At 71.0% G+C, this 19,723-nt stretch carries 19 protein-coding genes; 10 read left to right on the top strand and 9 right to left on the bottom strand.

What is annotated here, in order from left to right; all coding sequences use genetic code 11:
- Positions 1–77 precede the first annotated feature (77 nt).
- Positions 78–596 (top strand): histidine phosphatase family protein, encoded by a 519-nt coding sequence (locus ASD48_RS00095; RefSeq protein WP_057599250.1) that lies wholly within the window; start codon positions 78–80, stop codon positions 594–596.
- Between the two features lie 125 nt (positions 597–721).
- Here the strand turns inward: ASD48_RS00095 and serB are convergent, their stop codons facing one another.
- Both serB and ASD48_RS00085 read right to left on the bottom strand, forming a co-directional pair.
- Positions 722–1,936 (bottom strand): phosphoserine phosphatase SerB, encoded by a 1,215-nt coding sequence (gene serB / locus ASD48_RS00090; protein ID WP_057599249.1) that lies wholly within the window; start codon positions 1,934–1,936, stop codon positions 722–724.
- Between the two features lie 142 nt (positions 1,937–2,078).
- Positions 2,079–4,067, bottom strand: a complete 1,989-nt coding sequence (locus ASD48_RS00085; protein WP_057599248.1) for a streptophobe family protein — start codon at positions 4,065–4,067, stop codon at positions 2,079–2,081.
- 246 nt (positions 4,068–4,313) lie between these two features.
- Here ASD48_RS00085 and ASD48_RS00080 point away from each other — a divergent pair, with 246 nt between their 5' ends.
- Positions 4,314–6,836, top strand: coding sequence for an FHA domain-containing protein (locus ASD48_RS00080; RefSeq protein ID WP_057599247.1), 2,523 nt, complete (start codon positions 4,314–4,316; stop codon positions 6,834–6,836).
- A gap of 69 nt (positions 6,837–6,905) precedes the next feature.
- Here ASD48_RS00080 and ASD48_RS00075 read toward each other — a convergent pair whose 3' ends face one another.
- The 3 genes from ASD48_RS00075 to ASD48_RS00065 form a co-directional block, all read right to left on the bottom strand.
- Entirely contained in the window at positions 6,906–7,637 is a 732-nt protein-coding gene (locus ASD48_RS00075; RefSeq protein WP_057599246.1) for a transglycosylase SLT domain-containing protein, read from the bottom strand.
- Positions 7,638–7,939: 302 nt separating this feature from the next.
- Positions 7,940–9,064: an S-adenosylmethionine:tRNA ribosyltransferase-isomerase gene (locus ASD48_RS00070; protein WP_057599245.1), complete on the bottom strand. Its 1,125-nt coding sequence runs from the start codon at positions 9,062–9,064 to the stop codon at positions 7,940–7,942.
- On the bottom strand, positions 9,061–9,759 hold the full coding sequence (locus tag ASD48_RS00065; RefSeq protein WP_057599244.1) for an SDR family NAD(P)-dependent oxidoreductase: 699 nt from the start codon (positions 9,757–9,759) through the stop codon (positions 9,061–9,063). The genes ASD48_RS00070 and ASD48_RS00065 overlap by 4 nt, the downstream gene beginning before the upstream one ends.
- A gap of 242 nt (positions 9,760–10,001) precedes the next feature.
- On the opposite strand from ASD48_RS00065, the gene ASD48_RS00060 reads away from it, so the two are divergent.
- The 4 genes from ASD48_RS00060 to ASD48_RS00045 all read left to right on the top strand — a co-directional run bounded on the left by ASD48_RS00060 (position 10,002) and on the right by ASD48_RS00045 (position 12,648).
- The gene (locus ASD48_RS00060; RefSeq protein ID WP_057599243.1) at positions 10,002–11,147 is read left to right on the top strand and encodes a GAF domain-containing sensor histidine kinase; all 1,146 of its coding nucleotides are present in this window, start codon (positions 10,002–10,004) and stop codon (positions 11,145–11,147) included.
- Positions 11,140–11,781: a response regulator transcription factor gene (locus tag ASD48_RS00055; RefSeq protein ID WP_057599242.1), complete on the top strand. Its 642-nt coding sequence runs from the start codon at positions 11,140–11,142 to the stop codon at positions 11,779–11,781. Before ASD48_RS00060 ends, ASD48_RS00055 begins: the two co-directional genes overlap by 8 nt.
- Before the next feature lie 189 nt (positions 11,782–11,970).
- Positions 11,971–12,216 carry a chaplin ChpE gene (chpE, locus tag ASD48_RS00050; RefSeq protein WP_057599241.1) on the top strand — a complete coding sequence of 82 codons (246 nt, stop codon included), beginning with the start codon at positions 11,971–11,973 and terminating at the stop codon, positions 12,214–12,216.
- Positions 12,217–12,408: 192 nt separating this feature from the next.
- Positions 12,409–12,648, top strand: coding sequence for a chaplin (locus ASD48_RS00045; RefSeq protein WP_057599240.1), 240 nt, complete (start codon positions 12,409–12,411; stop codon positions 12,646–12,648).
- 345 nt (positions 12,649–12,993) lie between these two features.
- Here ASD48_RS00045 and ASD48_RS00040 read toward each other — a convergent pair whose 3' ends face one another.
- Positions 12,994–13,782, bottom strand: a complete 789-nt coding sequence (locus ASD48_RS00040) for a hypothetical protein (RefSeq protein ID WP_057599239.1) — start codon at positions 13,780–13,782, stop codon at positions 12,994–12,996.
- A 153-nt stretch (positions 13,783–13,935) separates the two neighbouring features.
- Between ASD48_RS00040 and ASD48_RS00035 the strand changes: the two genes are divergently transcribed.
- The 3 genes from ASD48_RS00035 to ASD48_RS00025 all read left to right on the top strand — a co-directional run bounded on the left by ASD48_RS00035 (position 13,936) and on the right by ASD48_RS00025 (position 16,311).
- On the top strand, positions 13,936–14,733 hold the full coding sequence (locus tag ASD48_RS00035; RefSeq protein WP_054239278.1) for an ABC transporter ATP-binding protein: 798 nt from the start codon (positions 13,936–13,938) through the stop codon (positions 14,731–14,733).
- A gap of 53 nt (positions 14,734–14,786) precedes the next feature.
- Complete coding sequence (locus ASD48_RS00030) at positions 14,787–15,218, top strand: NfeD family protein (RefSeq protein WP_057599238.1); 432 nt, start codon at positions 14,787–14,789, stop codon at positions 15,216–15,218.
- 142 nt (positions 15,219–15,360) lie between these two features.
- On the top strand, positions 15,361–16,311 hold the full coding sequence (locus ASD48_RS00025; RefSeq protein ID WP_020130381.1) for an SPFH domain-containing protein: 951 nt from the start codon (positions 15,361–15,363) through the stop codon (positions 16,309–16,311).
- Positions 16,312–16,378: 67 nt separating this feature from the next.
- Here ASD48_RS00025 and ASD48_RS00020 read toward each other — a convergent pair whose 3' ends face one another.
- The 3 genes from ASD48_RS00020 to ASD48_RS00010 form a co-directional block, all read right to left on the bottom strand.
- Positions 16,379–16,885, bottom strand: a complete 507-nt coding sequence (locus tag ASD48_RS00020; RefSeq protein WP_054239279.1) for an HNH endonuclease — start codon at positions 16,883–16,885, stop codon at positions 16,379–16,381.
- Between the two features lie 197 nt (positions 16,886–17,082).
- A complete protein-coding gene (locus ASD48_RS00015) occupies positions 17,083–17,622 on the bottom strand; it encodes a YbhB/YbcL family Raf kinase inhibitor-like protein (protein ID WP_057599237.1) in 540 nt (179 codons plus the stop codon).
- Positions 17,623–17,741: 119 nt separating this feature from the next.
- Positions 17,742–18,524, bottom strand: a complete 783-nt coding sequence (locus tag ASD48_RS00010) for a sporulation protein (protein ID WP_057599236.1) — start codon at positions 18,522–18,524, stop codon at positions 17,742–17,744.
- 151 nt (positions 18,525–18,675) lie between these two features.
- Here ASD48_RS00010 and ASD48_RS00005 point away from each other — a divergent pair, with 151 nt between their 5' ends.
- Positions 18,676–19,317, top strand: coding sequence for a DNA-3-methyladenine glycosylase (locus tag ASD48_RS00005; protein WP_057599235.1), 642 nt, complete (start codon positions 18,676–18,678; stop codon positions 19,315–19,317).
- Positions 19,318–19,723 lie beyond the last annotated feature (406 nt).

Below are 19,723 nucleotides of genomic sequence, written 5' to 3'. Positions count from 1 at the left end.
CGAGGCTCAGGACCGCTGGTGAGGCCGCGTGTCAACTCCCTGCGCCCCATGGCCTGTTTCATGCGAAGCTGGGACTCATGAGCGTCGCAGAACCCCGCAGGATCGTCCTCTTCCGTCATGCGAAAGCCGACTGGCCGCAGGTGACCGACCATGAGCGTCCGCTCGCTGACCGGGGCCGCATGGACGCCGCCGTCGCCGGACGCAAGCTGGTCGACAGCGGCATCCCCATCGACCTGGCCGTCTGCTCCACCGCGACCCGCACGCGCGAGACGTGGAAACTCGCCGTCCATGAGTTCCCGCAGCGGCCGAAAACCGTCTACGAGGAGCGGATCTACGAGGCCTCGCCCGGTGAGCTGATCGCGCTGCTCAACGAAACACCCGACGACGTGCATGATGTCGTCCTGATCGGCCACAACCCGGGCATCCAGGGCCTCGCCGACATCCTGTCCGGCCGGAGCGACGGCGACGCAGGTGAGCGGATGCGCCGCCGCGGGTTCCCGGCCGCGGCCTTCGCCGTCGTCGCCTTCGACGGCTCCTGGAAGTCCCTGGAGCCCGGCGTGGGCACGCTGCTCGACTACTGGGCCCCCTCCGAGTGATCCATCCGGCACGCGCGAGGGCCCGGCACCGCGATGGTGCCGGGCCCTCCGCGTCCTTCGGGACATCCTCGCGTCCGTGCTCCGGCGCCCTCGCGCCTTCGCGCCTTCAGCACGCCGGCGCGGGGCTACTGCTCGTCGTGCGTCTCCGCGGCCTCGACCTCTTCACGGGTGATGCCGAGCAGATACAGCACGGTGTCCAGGAACGGCACGTTCACCGCCGTGTGGGCCGCCTCGCGCACCACCGGTTTCGCGTTGAAGGCGACCCCGAGACCGGCCGCGTTGAGCATGTCGAGGTCGTTGGCTCCGTCGCCGATCGCCACGGTCTGCGAGAGCGGTACGCCCGCCTCCGCGGCGAACCGGCGCAGCAGCCGTGCCTTGCCCGCACGGTCCACGATCTCGCCGGTGACCCGCCCGGTCAGCCTGCCGTCGACGATCTCCAGCGTGTTGGCCTGCGCGAAGTCCAGCCCGAGCCGCTCCTGAAGATCGTCGGTGACCTGGGTGAAGCCGCCGGAGACGACCCCCACCTGGTATCCGAGCCGCTTCAGCGTCCGGATCAGCGTGCGCGCACCCGGCGTCAGCCGGACCTCGGCGCGCACCTTGTCCACGACCGACGCGTCCAGTCCCGCCAGCAGTGCCACGCGCGCGTGCAGTGACTGCTCGAAGTCGAGCTCACCCCGCATCGCGGCCGCCGTCACCTCGGCGACCTCGTCCTCGCAGCCGGCGTGCGCGGCGAAGAGCTCGATCACCTCGTCCTGGATCAGGGTGGAGTCCACGTCCATCACGACGAGCCGCTGGGCCCGCCGGTACAGGCCCGCGTCCACCACCGCGACGTCCACCCCCAGCGCCGCCGCGTCCGTGACCAGGGCGGTGCGCAGGGGCGCGGTCTCCACACCGGAGACGGCGAACTCGACGGCGGTGACGGGGTACTTGGCGAGCCGGAAGATACGGTCGATGTTCCCGCCGGCCTTCGTGATCTTCGCGGCCACCGCCGCCGTGGCCTCCGCGGTGAGCGGATGCCCGAGCACGGTGACCAGCGACCGGCCGAGGCCGCGCGGCCGGTTGTCACCGATGCCGGAGATGATCTCGGCCTGCATCTTCATCGACTCGGCCCAGCTGTGGACCGTGGACCGCAGTTCCCCCTCGAAGCCGGTCGGCGGCTCGGTCACGAGCGCGCACAGCACCATCCGGCCTCGCGTGACGACCTGCTCGATGTCGACCACGTCGACGGAGAAGGCGGCGAGGGTGTCGAAAAGGCCGGCCGTGATGCCCGGCCTGTCCTTGCCGAAGATCTTGACAAGGAGCGTAGGGACGTCGGAGGACGAAGTCTGCAAAGCGCTCATGGTGTACCCACCGTATCCGGCACCCAGTGCCGCGCGCCTCCGAGGTCCGCCTGACGGACGGGGAACAGTGGATGTCAGCGAGATGGCGGGCTCCGCAACAGTCGGCTGCGGGCGTTCCGCGGGTGTTCCGGACCCCGGCCCCTCACCGCGGTCCGCCAGGCGGCCTGGGGCCCCTCGGAGGAGCGGGAGGAGGGGGCGGAGGCGGCGGCGGACCCTCCTCCGCCCCGGACGGCGGCCGCTCACCGGTCCGCGGGCCGGGAGGCCGGCGCGGTGTGCGGGGGGCCGGCCCGATCGGCCGGACCACCGTCGGAGCGCCGTAGACGTCGTCCGCCCCCGGCGGCCCGGCAGGCGGCCGGCCGTCGCCCGGGGGCGGATCGGTCCGCCGCGAGCTCTCGTAGGACCTCGACCGCCCGCTCCCGTCCTCCCCGGCCCGCTCGGGCCGGACCCGCTGCGGCCCCGCGTCCCGCGACTCCCGCAACTCCTCCGGTACCCGCAGATAGGGATTGGTCGCCGGATTCGGCGGCCGGTACGAGGGCGCACCCGGCGCGTACGGCCCGGCCCGGTCGTCCGGGCCCGAAGGCCCCCGTGCCTCGCCGGGACCCGAGACGCTCCTCGGGTCACTCCGTGCCAGTGGCGCCGCCCGCCGCCCCACGGCGCCACCGGCCCACGCCAGCAGCGCTCCGGCGGCCCCCGCCCCCGCGCCCCACCCGGCACCCAGCAGCAACGCCGCCCCGAGGTGCCCGTGCAGCTCGATCCCGGCCCCGAAGGCGTCGAACCCCAGCACGGACAGCGAGGCGTCCACGGACACGTTCGTCAACCAGGCGATCAACGCCAGCGCCACGGCGGTCGCCGCCCCCAACCGCACGGCGCAACGCCCGGCGAACCCGACCGCGCCGGCCCCGCGCCCGCCCCGGCCCTCGGACCCCGACCCCGATCCCGCGCCCGGCGGAGACCCCGTCGGTCCGGCAGGAGTCCGCACCGCCGTCCCCACGGCCGTCCCCCTCCCTGTCCCCACCGGCGTCCGCACCGCCGTCAGCACCCCCGCCAGCAGCATCATCAGTGCCGCCGCCACGCCGAGCAGCCACACCCGTCCGTCCAGCTCGGCGAGCCCGCCCAGCGTCACCGACTGCTCGGTGCCGACGCCCAGCAGATCGTCCAGCGGGTCCGGGAGGACGCGTGTCAGCGCGCCGGTCGCCCGTCCGTCCCAGGGGACGAACAGGCCGATCGGGATACCCAGCCAGACCCCGTTCGGCGCGCCGAGCAGCGCCGCTCCCGCGATCCGCCGGGGATGGTCGTCGCCGATCGCCGCGTACGCCGCCGCGGCGAACCCGGCCGCCACGGCCACCAGCAGCACGGTCACGACGGCGGACACCGCCGGACGCACCACCCGGTGCACCGCCTCCCAGCCGCCCGGCAGCGGCGTCCGGCGCGAGGCCAGCAGCGCGATCAGCAGGATGCCGAGGGACCAGCCGAGGCCTCCGAGCAGCGTGGGCGCCGTGTCGACGGTGAAGCCGACCGCGGCCTTCGCGTCGACGAGGTCGCCGAGCCGGTCGGGCAGCAGTCCGCCGATGTCCCCCAGCCCGGGGATCTCCAGGCCGCCACCGCCACCGCCCCCGCCCCCACCGCCGGGCAGGTCGTCCAGCCCCAGCGCGCCCCCGTCGAGCGTGATGACGTCGTGCCCCGCCCAGGCCAGCCCGCCGAGCATCGCCACGTACAGCGCGACCACCGCCCCGGCCCGCGCGAGGAGTTCGGCCGGGGCGATCACAACTCCCGCCGCCCGCAGGGACCGCAGGAAGAACCACGACAGCAGCAGCGCGCCCACCAGGCTCACCCCCAATGGCGTGATCTCGATGGCCGTGTTCGCCTCCGCGCCCGTGAGCCCGAAAGCGGACACATCGCCCGACGGAGTCACCGAGCCCCCGGCGGCCAGCGCCACCACCGCCGCCGTCATCGGGCCCAACGAGCCCGCGGAGTCCGCCTCCAGGAGGTGCAGCCCCAGCGCCGCCGTCCCGGCCATCCCGATCAACGCCCAGCTCACCGCCGCGACGGCGGCCAGCAGCACGTCGATCCACGGCACGCCCCTGCCGTGCGCCGTGCTCCCACTGCCTTCGACACCCGTACCGGCACTCATGCAGACCCCCCGATCCGCGGCGCGCAGCGGCGAAGATCGCCGCTTCCGTCCCCCTCGCGTGCCTTTACCACTCTCCGGCCCGGTTTCAACCCCGTCAACGGGAACGGCCGATACGCTCGCGCACGCTCTTCACAAGGCCCGACTTTCGGTCAGGGGGCCGCTACTGAAATAGTTCCCCCCGATGTTCGACATCCCTAGACTCCCCGTTGATGGGGCTAACTCGGGGGACAACTCAGTGGGGCTGGAGTGCCGGAACTCGTACTGGAATTGAACGGACGTACCTGGACGCTGGATCCGTCCAGGCCATACACCCTCGGACGTGATCCGCAGGGCGACATCGTCCTCGACGACGCCAGGGTCTCCTGGCGTCACGCCACGGTCAGCTTCAACGGGCGCAGTTGGGTGGTCGAGGACCACGGGAGCACCAACGGCACGTTCGCGCAGGGGCAGCGGATCCATCAGCTGGAGATCGGCCCCGGCTCGGCGCTGCACCTGGGCAACGCGACCGACGGGCCGCGCGTGAACCTCTCGGGCGCGCAGGCGCCCGCCGCGCAGCCCCAGCAGCCGTACGCCGCGCAGGCCGCGAACCCGGGCTGGGCCCAGCAGGCCCCGCCGCAGCAGGCACCGCAGGCCGGATGGCAGCCGCCGCAGCAGGGCGCGCCGCACGTCCCGCAGCAGCAGGGGCCGAGCGAGCCGTACGTACAGAAGGTGCCCGGTGGAGGCGCGGGGGCGCCGCCGGTCTACGGAGACCGCAGCCCGACCACGTTCCACCAGTTCTCCCTCGGCCGTGTGATGCGCATCGGCCGTGCCCTGGAGAACGAGCTGGTCGTCTCCGACCTCCAGGTCTCGCGGAACCACGCCGAGTTCCACTCGACGCCCGACGGCCGCATGGAGATCCGCGACCTCGGCTCGCACAACGGCACCTACGTCAACGGCCAGCCGATCCCCAAGGGCGGCTCGGTCCAGCTGGGGCCCACCGACATCGTGGGCGTCGGCCACTCGACGTTCCGGATCGTCGGCGACCGGCTCGAGGAGTTCGTCGACACCGGTGAGGTCTCCTTCTCGGCCCGCCATCTGACCGTCACGGTCGACGGCGGCAAGCAGATCCTCAAGGACGTCTCCTTCGGCGTCCCGGAGAAGTCCCTGATCGCGGTCATCGGACCCTCCGGTTCCGGCAAGTCGACCCTGCTCAAGGCACTGACGGGCTACCGCCCGGCCAACCAGGGCGACGTCCTCTACGACAACCGGAACCTGTACAAGCAGTTCGCCGAGCTGCGCCAGCGCATCGGTCTGGTCCCGCAGGACGACATCCTGCACAAGGAACTGACCGTCAAGAGGGCCCTCAAGTACGCGGCCAAGCTCCGTTTCCCGGCCGACACCACGGCCGCCGAGCGCGACGCCCGGATCGACGAGGTGCTGCGCGAGCTGAAGCTCGACATCCACAAAGAGAAGAAGATCACCTCCCTCTCCGGTGGCCAGCGCAAGCGGGTCTCGGTGGCGCTGGAACTGCTGACCAAGCCGTCACTGATCTTCCTGGACGAGCCGACCTCCGGCCTCGACCCGGGCATGGACCGCGATGTCATGCAGCTGCTGCGCGGCCTCGCCGACGACGGCCGCACGGTCCTGGTCGTCACGCACTCCGTGGCCGAACTCGCGATCTGCGACAAGCTGCTCGTGATGGCGCCGGGCGGTGCCGTCGCCTACTTCGGCCCGCCCGAGGAAGCGCTGAACTTCTTCGGCTACGACACCTGGGCCGACGTCTTCTCCGCCTTCGAGAACTACCGCGACTACGACTGGGCGGGCCGCTGGAAGGGCTCGCAGCACTACCAGATGTACGCCGCGGACATCGACGCCATCGCGCCGCAGTCCGTACAGATGCCGCCGATGCAGGCGATGAAGCCGCCGAAGCCGCAGGGCTGGATGTCCCAGTTCGCCACTCTGGTGCGCCGCTACGTCTCGGTGATCGCCTCCGACCGGGGCTTCCTCGCCCTGACGGTGATCCTGCCGGCCGTCCTCGGCGCGGTCAGTCTGCTGATCGACTCCGGGAACAGTCTGCTGCCCAACCCGGTCAACCCGAAGACCGGCCGGATCATCCCCAACGGCACGGCCACCACCGTCCTGCTGATCCTCGCGGTCGGCGCCTGCTTCGCGGGCGCGGCCAACTCGGTCCGCGAGCTCATCAAGGAACGCGTCATCTACGAGCGGGAACGCGCCACCGGTCTGTCCCGGTCCGCGTACCTGATGTCGAAGGTGTTCGTGCTCGGCGTGGTCACCGTGCTCCAGGGCCTGCTGGTCGGCGTGATCGGCTTCGCGAGCCGGGAGATCCCGGCCGAGGGACTGGTCCTCGGCAGCGCCACCATGTTCGAGCTCTCCATCCCGATCATGGCGCTGGGCTTCACCTCGATGATGTTCGGCCTGGTCATCTCGTCGCTGGTGAAGACGGCCGAGAAGACCATGCCGCTGCTGGTCATGTTCGCGATCATCCAGGTCGTGTTCACCGGCTGCCTGTTCACCTTGAACGGCGCGGTCGGCGTGAACGAGTTCTCGTACCTGATGCCCTCGCGCTGGGCGGTCGCCGCCGCGGGCGCCACGCTGGACTTCAACAAGATCAGCCCGCCCAAGGACGGCGGCGAGACGGACCCGCTGTGGGAGCACACCGTCGGCGCCTGGGGCCTGGACATGGTCGCGCTGATCGTCCTCGGTGTGATCTGCGGCTTCTTCGTGGCCCGCTTCCTGCGCCGCCACGAGCCCGAGGTCATGCGCAAGTAGTCGCCGCCGTAGTACGCCGATGGGCGGCACCCCGGTAAGGGGTGCCGCCCATCGGCGTACGGAGGTGGCTCAGTACGCGCTGTCGACGTTGTCGATCGTGCCGTACTTGTCGGCCGCGTAGTTCGCGGCGGCGGTGATGTTGGCGACCGGGTCGTAGATGTTCCAGGACGTTCCGGCGACGTGGTACGCGGCGAAGGTCGGCGGGATCACCTGGAGCAGGCCCTTGGACGGGATGCCGTTGATGGCGTTGATGTCCCAGTTGTTGATGGCCTTCGGGTTGCCCGAGGACTCCCGGATGATGTTGCGGTGCAGACCGCTGTAGGAGCCCGGGATGCCCTTGGCCTTCATGATGTCCAGGGAGTGCTTGATCCAGCCGTCGAGGTTGTTGGCGTAGCTCTTGGCGGCGGTCTTCTTGACCGCGACACGCTTGGCGGACCGGCTCGCGGCCTCCTGGGCCTTGCGCGCGGCGGCGGCCTTCTTGGCGGCGGCCGCGGCGGCCGCCTTCTTCTTCGCTGCGGCTGCCTTCGCGGCGGCCTCGGCGGCGGCCTTCTTCTTCGCTGCGGCGGCCGCGGCGGCCTTCTTGGCCTCGATGGCGTCGACCTTCACGCTCGTCGTGGCCAGCTGGTCGGTCACGCTGGCCTTGACGGCCTGCACCGGCGTCGAGCTGTAGGCGACCCGGGCCGAGGAGACGGCGTCCGTAGTGGTCGTCTGCGCGTCGGCCGGCACCACGGAGAAGGCGAGGGCGGCGGCGCCGAGCGTGGCGGCACCGGCGATCGCGATCTTACGAGTGTTCATGGGCATGCGGATGGACCTCTTCGAATAGCGCGGAGGTCGCTCTCTTCGTCCGACGGCGGACAGCGGGTGCGTTCGGCACGGGCGCCGCCGGGGGAGAACCCACGGCGCTGAGCGACGAGAGCCATTGTTAGCGGCCGCAAAAAGGGCAGGCAAAGGTGTGACGTACGATCCCCGATAGTGGATCAGGGAAGGGCAAATCGGGACAGATGGAACCATCTGCCCCGTTCACCGCGTCCCCTTTATCTCCTATTGCCCGTAGTACGTGATCCGCGCCCTATGTGCGGGCTCACACGGGCCCCGCCCAGGTGTCACTGATGGTCGCTCCAGCAACGCTCTGCGTCAGCACTCTCCTCCGGCAGGACGAGGTGCACGTCCCCGAACTCGTGCCACAGGTAGCGCCCGCCCAGCGCCTCCTCGTAGCCACGGCTGATCGCGGCCCGCCCCGCCACCGCCTCCAGCATCAGCAGATGCGAGGCCTCCGGCTCGTGCAGCCCGGTCAGCAGCCCGTCCACCACCCGCACCCCGCGCGCGGGAGTGACCACGAGGTCCGTCCATCCCGCACGCGCGCGTACGACCCCGTCCGCCCCGGCCGCCGACTCCACGGCCCGCACGGCGGTCGTCCCGACGGCTATCACCCGCCCCTTCCCGGCCCGCGCGGCGTTGATCAGCCGCGCCGACGCCTCGGGCACCACGAACCGCTCCGGGTACGGCGGCTCGTGCACCTCCGCCGAGGCGACCCCGGTGTGCAGGGTGATCGGCGCGAACTGCACCCCCCGGCTCACCAGCTCCGCCACCAGCCCCGCCGTGAAGGGCCGCGCCGCACTCGGCATCTCCGCGCTGCCCGACCCGTCGGCCGACGGCAACGCGAACACCGTCTGGTAGACGGACAGCGGCTGATCCCGCTCCGTATAGGAGTAGCGGATGGGCCGCCCGTGCTCCCGCAGCAGCCCCGGCACCGCGCCGTCGGGGGACACCCGCGCCCACCACAGCCGTCCGCTCCCCGGGCTCAGCGGCTCCTCCAGCGTCAGCCGCACACCCCCGGCCAGTCCCACCTCGGTCCCCGCAGGCCCGCCCGCACGCGCGCGGGTGGTGCCCTTCCCGTCCGGGTCCCGCAGCTCTACGGCCCACCGTCCGTCGTCACCGCGCGTGGAGAAGTGCACGACCACGCGCGCGTGCCCGACCCGCCCGTCCACGGCCGCCGCCAGCGTCGGCGAGGTGTTCACCACGAGCAGGTCCCCGGCCCGCAGCAGACACGGCAGCTCCCGGAACGCGTGATGCGTCACCTCCGTCCCCCGCGACACCAGCAGCCGTACGTCGTCCCGTTCCCGTCCCGGCCCGCGCTGCTCGGCCGGCACCCGGGCCGACAGCTCCTGCGGCACCTTCCCCCACCCTCGACTGCGCTCGTGCGGCGGCACCCCCAGCGCCAGCGTCATCGCCGTCCCTCCAGCAGGGCCGGAGCCCCGTACCGCCCGCTCGCCGGGCGTTCGTCCAGCAGCCGCAGGAAGGCCGGCGCCACACCGGCCGGATCCGGCCGCGGATCGTCGTCGTCCGGTACGGCCGCCGCGTACAGGTCCGTGGCCATGTCCCCGGGGTCCACCGCCCACACCCGCAGCCCCGGCTCCTCCGCACCGAGCACCGCCGCGAGATGGTCCAGGGCCGCCTTGGACGCCCCGTAGCCGCCCCACGTCTCGTACGCCTCGGCCGCCGCGTCCGAACTGACGGTGATCACCGCGCCCGCAGGCGCCCCGTGCAGCAGCGGCAGCGCCTCCTGGACCAGCCCCAGCGCCGCCACCACGTTCACCTCCAGCGCCCGCCGCAGCCCGTCCAGGGGCAGCTCGGCCAGCGGCATCAAAGGCTCGGCGCCCAGCGCGCTCGCGTTGTTCACCAGCAGGTCGCAGCCCCCGAGCCGCCAGGCGGCCGCCACCAGCTCGGCCCGGTGCGCCGCATCCGTGACGTCTCCCGCGCGGGCCTCGACCCGGGTCCCGTGCGCCGCCAGGGCCGCCGCCGTCTCCTTCAGCACCTCCGCGGTCCTGGCGTCGAGCACCAGATCCCAGCCGCGTGCGGCCAGCGCCTCGGCCAGCGCCCGCCCCAGCCCCTTCGACGCACCCGTGATGATCGCAACCGGCATGACAACCGTCCCCTCGTCCGACCCGCCTCCGTCCGGCGGTGATCCCAACGTAGGAACCCGCCCCCCGCCCCCGCCTCGGACGCGGGACGCAAGCCGGAGGGGCCCTTCGTCGTACGCCCGCGCACCCGGTCCCCTCGCCCTAGGCCGCGCTACCGGGGACCTCCGACCTAGGTCCTGCGCCCCAGCCCGTGGCCGTCACAGGTCCGATCCGCGCTGTCACACCCCGCCGGTACCGTGAGGGCATGAGTCAAGGCCCCCGGTCCGGCCTCGCGGCGGTCAGTTCCGCGCTGCTGGCCATGAGCAGGCACCTCGAGGTGCGCGACGTCCTCAAGACGATCGTCGCCTCCGCCCGCGAACTGCTGGACGCGCAGTACGCCGCCCTCGGCGTCCCCGACGACCACGGCGGCTTCGCCCAGTTCGTCGTCGACGGCGTCGGCGAGGAGCAGTGGAAGGCCATCGGCCCGCTGCCCCGCCAGCACGGCATCCTGGCGGCCATGCTCCGGGAGGCCCGGCCCCAGCGCCTCGCCGACGTCCGCAAGGACCCGCGCTTCGAGGGCTGGCCGTCCGCCCACCCCGAGATGTCCGACTTCCTGGGCCTGCCCGTCCGGGACGGCGACGAGGTCCTCGGCGCCCTGTTCCTGGCCAACAAGAACTGCGCCAGGCCCCAGGGCGGCTGCGGCTTCACCGAGGACGACGAGGAACTGCTCTCGATCCTCGCCCAGCACGCCGCCATAGCCCTCACCAACGCCCGCCTGTACGAGCGCAGCCGTGAACTGACCATCGCCGAGGAACGCTCCCGGCTGGCCCACGAACTGCACGACGCGGTCAGCCAGAAGCTGTTCTCCCTGCGCCTGACGGCCCAGGCCGCCACCGCCCTCGTCGACCGCGACCCCGCGCGCGCGAAGGGCGAACTGCAGCAGGTCGCGGCGCTCGCCGCGGAGGCCGCCGACGAACTGCGCGCCGCCGTGGTCGAGTTGCGCCCCGCGGCCCTGGACGAGGACGGCCTCGTCGCCACCCTCCGCACCCACATCCAGGTCCTCGACCGCGCCCACACCGCGCGCGTGACCTTCACCAGCCAGGGCGTCCGCGCGCTGCCCGCCGCGCAGGAGGAGGCCCTGCTGCGGGTCGCCCAGGAGGCTCTGCACAACGCGCTGCGCCACTCCGGGGCCGAGCGCGTCGAGGTGACCCTCGGCAGGCGCGGCCCGGCCGCTGTCCTGCGCGTCACGGACGACGGGGCCGGCTTCGACCCGACGACGGTCCGCCGGGCCGGCCGCCACCTCGGACTGGTGTCGATGCGGGACCGGGCGAGCGGCGTCGGTGGCACGCTCACGGTGGAATCGGCGCCCGGCAAGGGCACCACGATCGAGATGGAGGCTCCCGGTGGCTGACGCAATCAAGGTGCTGCTCGTCGACGACCACCAGGTCGTCCGCCGGGGCCTGCGCACCTTCCTGGAGGTGCAGGACGACATCGAGGTCGTCGGCGAGGCCGCCGACGGCGCCGAAGGGGTCACCCTCGCGGAGGAGTTGAAGCCCGACGTCGTCCTGATGGACGTCAAGATGCCCGGCATGGACGGCGTCGAGGCCCTCCGCAGACTCCGCGACCTCGCCAACCCCGCGCGCGTGCTGATCGTCACCAGTTTCACCGAACAGCGCACGGTGGTCCCGGCCCTGCGCGCGGGTGCCGCCGGGTACGTCTACAAGGACGTGGACCCCGACGCCCTCGCCGGCGCCATCCGCTCGGTCCACGCCGGGCACATCCTGCTCCAGCCGGAGGTCGCCGGCGCACTCCTCTCCCAGGACGAGGGCACCTCGGGCCAGGGCCGAGGCGGCGCGCTCACGGAACGCGAGCGCGAGGTCCTCACCCTGATCGCGGACGGCCGATCCAACCGCGAGATCGCCCGGGCCCTGGTCCTCTCCGAGAAGACCGTCAAGACACACGTCTCGAACATCCTGATGAAGCTCGACCTCGCGGACCGCACCCAGGCCGCGCTGTGGGCCGTCCGCCACGGAGTGACCCGCTGAGACACGCTCCGGCGCACCACCCGGGCATCGCGGGGGCGCCCCGGTGGGGCGACGCGGAAGGTTAACTTCCGATCCGAGATTCATACCGTCGTGGGAATGTCCCCCGGATGGCGCATCCTTCGCGGCCCGCAGCCGTTCTCCAGTGCGTGCCGCGGCGATTGCCGCGGCAATCGCTAGGAGGGGTCAGAAGTGAAGAACCTGAAGAAGGCAGCGGCCGTGACGATGGTGGCCGGCGGCCTGATGGCCGCGGGTGCCGGCATGGCCTCCGCCACCGACGGCGCCACCGCTCTCGGCGAGGCCAAGGGCTCGCCGGGCGTCGTCTCGGGCAATCTCGTCCAGGCCCCGGTGCACGTCCCGGTCAACGTGGTCGGCAACAGTGTGAACGTCATCGGCGTGCTGAACCCGGCCTTCGGCAACCTGGGTCTCAACCACTGAGGTCCCGCCCGCACCCGCGGTGACCTCCGGCCTCCCTCGGCCCCCACCGAGGGAGGCCGGTCTGTTTGTCGCTCCAATGATCCGAACGAGGTGTCTTCCCGGCGGGCCCCGCATCGTTCCCGATCACTCCGCGTTGGGCAGCGTACGGCCCGCGGCCGGGTCGGACACGCAAACGCAGGAGGAACGCTTCTCATGAACATCGCCAAGAAGGCTGCTGTGGCCCTCACCGTCGCGGGTATCGCCGCGGGCGCCTCGGCCGGTGCCGCCGTCGCCGACTCGGGGGCGGAAGGCGCGGCCGTGAAGTCTCCGGGCGTCATCTCGGGCAACGCCATCCAGGTGCCGTTGAACATCCCGATCAACATCTGCGGAAACACGCTCAACGTGGTCGCCCTGCTGAACCCGGCGTTCGGCAACGTCTGCATCAACCGCTGAGTCCGTCACCGCACCACAGAGGGCCCACGCGCCACAGCCGACGCGTGGGCCCTTCCGCATACCCCCATCCACCGCCGCCCGGCCCTCCAGCCGGCCGAGCCCCCGGCCAGCCGACACCTTCCACCGCCGCCCGGCCCTCCAGCCCATGCGGCGCCCGGCCTGCCACGACCTTTCACTCCAGCTCGGCCCTCCAGCCCGTGCGGCCCTGGCTCGTCGGGACCTTCAACCGACCGCCCGCAATCCAGCCCGTCCGGCGCTTGAGGACAAGGCCCCTTCAGGGCCGAAGGGGGTCTGGGGGGCACCCCCAGAGGCTCACACCCCCGGGGTCACCGTAAGCACCCACGCTCACCGAACCCCCCGCTCCCGCTCCTCCACAACGGAGTTGTACGCGGCGACCTGCGCCCGCCGCCCAGTCCGCTCCACCGGCCGCAGCGCCTCCGCCCGCACCGCCATCTCCGCCGAGCTGACCGCACCCCCGGGGCCGTTCTCATAGGCGAGGGACACCAGCAGGCCCACTCGCTGGGCCAGCTCCAGCACCCGCACCGCCCGCGGCGGATACCCCGGCGCCAGGACCTCCCGGCCCCGCTCGGCCCGAGCCCGGTACGCGTCGATCGCCGCCTCCGCCACCGGCCCCGAACCCGCCAGGTCCAGTCGCGCCAGCACCGCCGTGGCGTCCCGCAGCGCCTCCGCCAGCTCCCGCTCCGCCTCGCCCAGCGAGGGCACATCGGCCGGCGGGGCCTCCCGCACCGGCAGGCAGTGCCACACGACCTCGACATGTACATCACCGTCGGGTCCGGCCTCGTACACCTCCGGTACCAGCCCGTATCCGGCGCCGTGACACACCACGGCCTCCTCCGCCTCCAGCGCCCGCGTATTGAACTCCGGCGGCCCGCTCAGCCCCAGCGGATGTCCCGGCGCGGGCAGCGCCACCCGCAGACCGTCGACCCCGAGCGCCCGCAGGCGCCCCAGCGCGAGCGTGAGTCCGACGGGCGCCGACTCACCGGGCAGCCCCTCCACCCGGTGCACGGCGTCCTCACCGACGATGGCGAGGACGGCGTCGTCCGGCGAGACAATTCCGGCCAACAGGGCATTTCCCCAAGCGGCAAGGCGACCAGAGCGCGGTTCCGAGAGCATGCCTCCACCCTAAGGACCGGACCGATGGATCGGGCCGCCCGACCGGTGGCGTAGATTTTCCCGGAGAGGCCGCGCCCACCCATGCGCGGCGGTCCGAGCCACAGGTGCCCGCGACCACCGACCGGCCACACAGCAAGGGGAGACAACGCGCTCATGAGCGATGTTCTGGAGCTTCAGGACGTATCCGTGGTCCGTGAGGGCCGGGCTCTGGTGGACCAGGTCTCCTGGTCGGTCAAGGAGGGCGAGCGCTGGGTCATCCTCGGTCCCAACGGGGCCGGCAAGACGACCCTCCTGAACATCGCCTCGACCTACCTCTTCCCCAGCGCCGGCACCGTCTCCATCCTCGGCGAGACCCTCGGCAGCCCCGGCACCGATGTCTTCGAGCTGCGCCCCCGCGTCGGCATGGCCGGCATCGCCCTAGCCGACAAGCTCCCCAAGCGCCAGACCGTCCTGCAGACGGTGCTGACCGCCGCGTACGGCATGACGGCCGGCTGGCAGGAGGAGTACGAGGACGTCGACGAGCAGCGTGCCCGCGCCTTCCTCGACCGCCTCGGCATGAGCGACTACCTGGACCGCAAGTTCGGCACGCTCTCCGAGGGCGAGCGCAAGCGCACCCTCATCGCCCGCGCCCTGATGACCGACCCCGAGCTGCTGCTCCTCGACGAGCCCGCCGCCGGTCTCGACCTCGGCGGCCGCGAGGACCTCGTACGCCGCCTCGGCCGTCTCGCGCGCGACCCCATCGCCCCCTCGATGATCATGGTGACGCACCACGTCGAGGAGATCGCCCCCGGCTTCACCCACGTCCTCATGATCCGCCAGGGCAAGGTCCTCGCCGCGGGCCCGGTCGAGCTGGAGCTCACCTCCCGCAACCTCTCCCTCTGCTTCGGCCTCCCGCTCGTCGTGGAACAGGTCGGCGACCGCTGGACGGCACAGGGCCTGCCGATGTCCTGACCGCTCCCTGTGCGCCCTGTCCCCGGCAGGACGTGCGGCCCTACCATGACGGTGTGAACGACATCGACGCGTGGGTGTGGTGGCTCGTCGGCGCGGCAGCGCTCGGAATCCCGCTCGTGATGACCGCGATGCCCGAGTTCGGCATGTTCGCGGTCGGCGCGGTGGCCGCCGCCGTCGTGGCAGGTCTCGGCTTCGGAGCCGTCGCCCAGGTGCTCGTCTTCATCGTCGTCTCCGTCGCACTGATCGCCGTCGTACGCCCGATCGCGACCCGGCACGCCAAGCAGCGTCCCCAACTCGCCACCGGCATCGACGCCTTGAAGGGCAAGCAGGCCGTCGTGCTGGAGCGCGTCGACGGCTCGGGCGGCCGCATCAAACTCGCCGGAGAGATCTGGTCGGCCCGCGCCCTCGACACCGACCGCGCCTACGACGTCGGGCAGGAAGTCGATGTCGTGGACATCGAGGGGGCCACGGCGATCGTCATCTGACCCTGCGCAACTCCCGTACGACGTAAGTGAACAGAACACCTCACGAGCCGCACGACGGTCTGTCACACTCGTCCAGCAAGATCTTCAACAGGCATAAGATCTTCCGAAAGCGCCGAGGCGGAGAAAGGTACGGGGAGCCGCGATGGAACCGGTCATCATCGTCCTGGTCATTCTGGTGGTGTTGGTCTTCATCGCCCTGATCAAGACGATCCAGGTCATCCCGCAGGCGAGTGCCGCGATCGTGGAGCGGTTCGGCCGCTACACACGGACGCTCAACGCGGGCCTCAACATCGTCGTCCCGTTCATAGACACCATCCGCAACCGCATCGACCTGCGTGAACAGGTCGTGCCGTTCCCGCCGCAGCCGGTGATCACCCAGGACAACCTGGTCGTGAACATCGACACCGTCATCTACTACCAGGTGACCGACGCGCGGGCCGCGACCTACGAGGTCGCCAGCTACATCCAGGCGATCGAGCAGCTCACCGTCACCACGCTCCGCAACATCATCGGTGGCATGGACCTCGAGCGGACCCTGACCTCCCGCGAGGAGATCAACGCGGCGCTGCGCGGAGTCCTCGACGAGGCGACCGGCAAGTGGGGCATCCGCGTCAACCGCGTGGAACTGAAGGCCATCGAGCCCCCGACCTCCATCCAGGACTCGATGGAGAAGCAGATGCGCGCCGACCGTGACAAGCGCGCCGCGATCCTCACCGCCGAAGGCACGCGCCAGGCCGCCATCCTCACCGCCGAGGGCGAGAAGCAGTCCCAGATCCTGCGCGCCGAGGGTGAGGCCAAGGCGGCCGCGCTGCGCGCCGAGGGCGAGGCCCAGGCCGTGCGGACGGTCTTCGAGGCCATCCACGCCGGCGACCCGGACCAAAAGCTCCTCTCCTACCAGTACCTCCAGATGCTTCCGAAGATCGCCGAAGGCGACGCCAACAAGCTCTGGATCGTCCCCAGCGAAATCGGCGACGCCCTCAAGGGGTTGTCCGGCGCCATGGGCAACTTCGGTAACTTCGGGGGCAATTCGGGCGGCAACAACTCCGGCAACGGCGGCGGTTCGGAACGCCGCGAGAAGCCGTCGATCGACTGACCCGCGGACACACGACCGGGGCCCACCTTCCGAGCGAAGGTGGGCCCCGGTCACATCCGGACACGTGCTACGCCGCGTCCATGGTCAGCCACTCCGGCAGCGCGGCCAGGTCATCCTGCCCCAGAGCCAGGAGCATCGCGTCCGCAGGCGTCGGCTCGAACGGCTGCCGCAGCAACGGCATCTCCGCCTGCTCCGGAGTCCGGTCCGCTTTACGGTGATTGTCCTCCGCGCACGAGGCGACGGTGTTCAGCCACACGTCCTGACCGCCCTGCGCCCGCGGCACCACGTGGTCCACGGTCGTCGCCCGGCGACCGCAGTACGCGCACCGGTGCCGGTCCCGTATCAGCACACCCCGTCTCGACCACGGAGCTTGTCTTCGGAAGGGCACCCGTACGTATCTGCACAGCCTGATCACACGAGGCGCCGGGATGTCGACCTCGGCGCCGCGCATCCGCAGTTCGGGGTGGGCCTGCTCGACGACGGCCTTGTCCTGGAGCACCAGAACGACGGCTCGGTTCAACGTCACCGTCGACAGCGGCTCGAAGCTCGCGTTCAGTACCAGCGTGTCCCGCATACCAGCCCACCTCCTGTGTGCACCGGCCCACCCCCTGGCGGGCTGGGATCAACTCTGGCCGGGCACGCCGAGATGGACAACGCAATATCTGCTGCTCCACGGGAGGTGACCCCCGCGACCCCCGGCAACAAAAATGCCCGCCTCTGATCACTTCCAAGACCAGAGGCGGGCAAACGTTCAATGAACGATGAGCTGACTCATCCTTCCGCGGGAACCTCGTACTCACCGATCAGCTGAGCGCGGGCGATCGCGTGGAACCGCAGATTGAAGCCCACGACGGCGGGCGAGGCATCGGCATCCGGCCCGAGCTTCTCCTGATCCACCGCGTACACCGTGAAAACGTACCGGTGCGGTCCGTCCCCCGGCGGCGGCGCGGCCCCGCCGAACTCCTTGGTCCCGTAGTCGTTGCGCGCGTGCACGGCGCCCTCGGGCAGCCCCTCGAACTTGCCGCCGCCTGCACCCGCCGGCAGCTCGGTCACCGAGGCCGGGATGTCGAACAGGACCCAGTGCCAGAATCCGCTGCCCGTCGGGGCATCCGGGTCGTAGCAGGTCACGGCGAAACTCTTGGCCCCGGACGGGAAACCCTCCCACCGCAGCTGGGGCGAGGTGTTCCCCGCAGCATGGACCTGGGCGTCCTTGAGCGTCGCCCCCTCCTCGACATCCTCGCTCGTGACCGTGAACGACGGAACCGGCGGATGGAAAGCGTGGGGCAGCGGCCGCCTCTTCGGCTCGGTCACTTCGACACCTCCTGATCGATCGGCAAGCACTCCCTTCGGAGCCTACGACCTCCGCGCCGCGCGCGCGGACGCACGGAGGGCCCGGAGCGCTGTACGGCACTCCGGGCCCTCTCCGTGTGTCAGAACCAGTTGCGCTTGCTGCCGACCTCGGACAGCCACTGGTTGAGGTACGCCGCCCAGTCGGTTCCCTGGTAGTCGTGCAGACCCACCTGGAACGAGCGGAAGGTGTCGCTGCCCTCGCTGAACAGCCCCGGCTTCTTGTCCATCTCCAGCACGACGTCCATCGTGTGCTCGTCGGCCACGAAGCTCAGCTCGACCTGGTTCAGCCCCCGGTACTGCGACGGCGGGTAGAACTCGATCTCCTGGTAGAACGGCAGCTTCTGCCGCGTGCCGCGGATGTGCCCGCGCTCCAGGTCCGCGTTCTTGAAGCGGAAGCCCAGCTGGATGAAGGCGTCCAGGATCGCCTTCTGCGCCGGCAGCGGGTGCACGTTGATCGGGTCGAGGTCACCGGAGTCCACGGCGCGGGCGATCTCCAGCTCGGTGGTCACACCGATGTTCATGCCACGCAGTGTCTGACCCTCGATCGTCGTGACCGGCGTCTCCCACGGGATCTCGAGCCCGAACGGAACCGCGTGCACGGCACCGGCCTGGAGCTCGAAGGCACCCCCGAGCCGCAGCTTCGTGAACTCGATGTCCTGCTTGTACTCCTGGTCGCCGTTCTCCACCTCGACCTTGGCCTGAAGCCCGACCGAGAGCCCCTCGATCTGCTGGTTGACGGACCCGCCCTGGATTCGCACCTCACCCTGCACGACACCGCCCGGAACGACGTTGACCTCGGTCAGCACCGTCTCGACCGAAGCCCCACCGGCCCCCAGACTCGCGAGCAGCTTCTTGAACGCCATGTCTCTCCCTCTACGACCTTCTTCTTACGGGGTCCCTCGACCCCTACATACGCGATCCCGGCGCGGCCGGTTCCGTGCCCCACACCCTGGCAAGGCGGATGCCCGCTGACCACCCCGACGCACCCACGCGTCTGCACTACGCTCGGAGAGCATGATCGCGACCCCCGACCGTACGCCCCTCCCCAGGACCTTCTTCGACCGCCCTGTCCTGGAGGTGGCCCGGGATCTGCTCGGCCGTCACCTCGTCCGTACGACCCCCGACGGTCCGATCGTCCTGCGCCTCACGGAGGTCGAGGCCTACGACGGCCCGAACGACCCGGGCTCCCACGCCTATCGCGGCCCCACGGCCCGCAACGGCGTGATGTTCGGTCCGCCCGGTCATGTGTACGTCTACTTCACCTACGGCATGTGGCACTGCATGAACCTCGTCTGCGGTCCGGACGGCACGGCCTCCGCAGTTCTGCTCCGCGCCGGCGAGATCGTCGAGGGCGCCGAGTCGGCCCGCAAACGTCGACTCTCGGCCCGAAATGACAAGGAACTGGCCAAAGGACCCGCCCGCCTGGCCACCGCCCTGGACGTGGACCGAGCCCTCGACGGCACGGACGCCTGTGCGACGGGGGACACCCCCCTGAGGATCCTGACCGGTACCCCGGTCACCTCCGACCAGGTACGCAGCGGCCCGCGCACCGGAGTGTCCGGCGATGGGGCGGTCCACCCCTGGCGGTACTGGGTCGCCGACGACCCGACGGTGAGCCCCTATCGGGCCCATGCCCCCAGGCGCCGCCGAAGTTGACTCGCTGTTGGCCGGAGCGTAATGTAGCCCGAGCCGCTTGACCCGGGTACGGCATTCGCCGGCAGTCGGAAGCGGCCAACCCACTACCTACGACGCCCCTCAGCGGGAGCGAATTCGGCATGCCCGCATGCCCGAATTCCAACCCGGCGGAACTCGATTATGAGTTGCGGAGGGAATCGGCTAACGTAGTGAATGTCGAAAGGCCGACAGGCGAAAGTCCAAAGCCCCAGACAATCCCCCCGACAGGGAATCGGATCAAGAAAAGGATCTGATAGAGTCGGAAACGCAAGACCGAAGGGAAGCGCCCGGAGGAAAGCCTGAGAGAGTCTCTCGGGTGAGTACAAAGGAAGCGTCCGTTCCTTGAGAACTCAACAGCGTGCCAAAAATCAACGCCAGATATGTTGAT

It is taken from the genome of Streptomyces sp. Root1310, assembly GCF_001426425.1.
In the GTDB taxonomy this organism is placed as follows: domain Bacteria; phylum Actinomycetota; class Actinomycetes; order Streptomycetales; family Streptomycetaceae; genus Streptomyces.
This window is presented reverse-complemented; position numbering and strand designations above follow the sequence as displayed.

What these genes read in the sequence shown, in the direction of transcription:
- ASD48_RS00060 (WP_057599243.1), top strand. Translation starts at nt 10,002, where the DNA reads ATGAGTCAAGGCCCCCGGTCCGGCCTCGCGGCGGTCAGTTCCGCGCTG.
- ASD48_RS00010 (WP_057599236.1), bottom strand. Translation starts at nt 18,524, where the DNA reads ATGGCGTTCAAGAAGCTGCTCGCGAGTCTGGGGGCCGGTGGGGCTTCG.
- ASD48_RS00005 (WP_057599235.1), top strand. Translation starts at nt 18,676, where the DNA reads ATGATCGCGACCCCCGACCGTACGCCCCTCCCCAGGACCTTCTTCGAC.
- ASD48_RS00065 (WP_057599244.1), bottom strand. Translation starts at nt 9,759, where the DNA reads ATGCCGGTTGCGATCATCACGGGTGCGTCGAAGGGGCTGGGGCGGGCG.
- ASD48_RS00045 (WP_057599240.1), top strand. Translation starts at nt 12,409, where the DNA reads ATGAACATCGCCAAGAAGGCTGCTGTGGCCCTCACCGTCGCGGGTATC.
- ASD48_RS00085 (WP_057599248.1), bottom strand. Translation starts at nt 4,067, where the DNA reads ATGAGTGCCGGTACGGGTGTCGAAGGCAGTGGGAGCACGGCGCACGGC.
- ASD48_RS00025 (WP_020130381.1), top strand. Translation starts at nt 15,361, where the DNA reads ATGGAACCGGTCATCATCGTCCTGGTCATTCTGGTGGTGTTGGTCTTC.
- ASD48_RS00035 (WP_054239278.1), top strand. Translation starts at nt 13,936, where the DNA reads ATGAGCGATGTTCTGGAGCTTCAGGACGTATCCGTGGTCCGTGAGGGC.
- ASD48_RS00075 (WP_057599246.1), bottom strand. Translation starts at nt 7,637, where the DNA reads ATGCCCATGAACACTCGTAAGATCGCGATCGCCGGTGCCGCCACGCTC.
- ASD48_RS00095 (WP_057599250.1), top strand. Translation starts at nt 78, where the DNA reads ATGAGCGTCGCAGAACCCCGCAGGATCGTCCTCTTCCGTCATGCGAAA.
- ASD48_RS00070 (WP_057599245.1), bottom strand. Translation starts at nt 9,064, where the DNA reads ATGACGCTGGCGCTGGGGGTGCCGCCGCACGAGCGCAGTCGAGGGTGG.
- serB (WP_057599249.1), bottom strand. Translation starts at nt 1,936, where the DNA reads ATGAGCGCTTTGCAGACTTCGTCCTCCGACGTCCCTACGCTCCTTGTC.
- ASD48_RS00020 (WP_054239279.1), bottom strand. Translation starts at nt 16,885, where the DNA reads ATGCGGGACACGCTGGTACTGAACGCGAGCTTCGAGCCGCTGTCGACG.
- ASD48_RS00040 (WP_057599239.1), bottom strand. Translation starts at nt 13,782, where the DNA reads ATGCTCTCGGAACCGCGCTCTGGTCGCCTTGCCGCTTGGGGAAATGCC.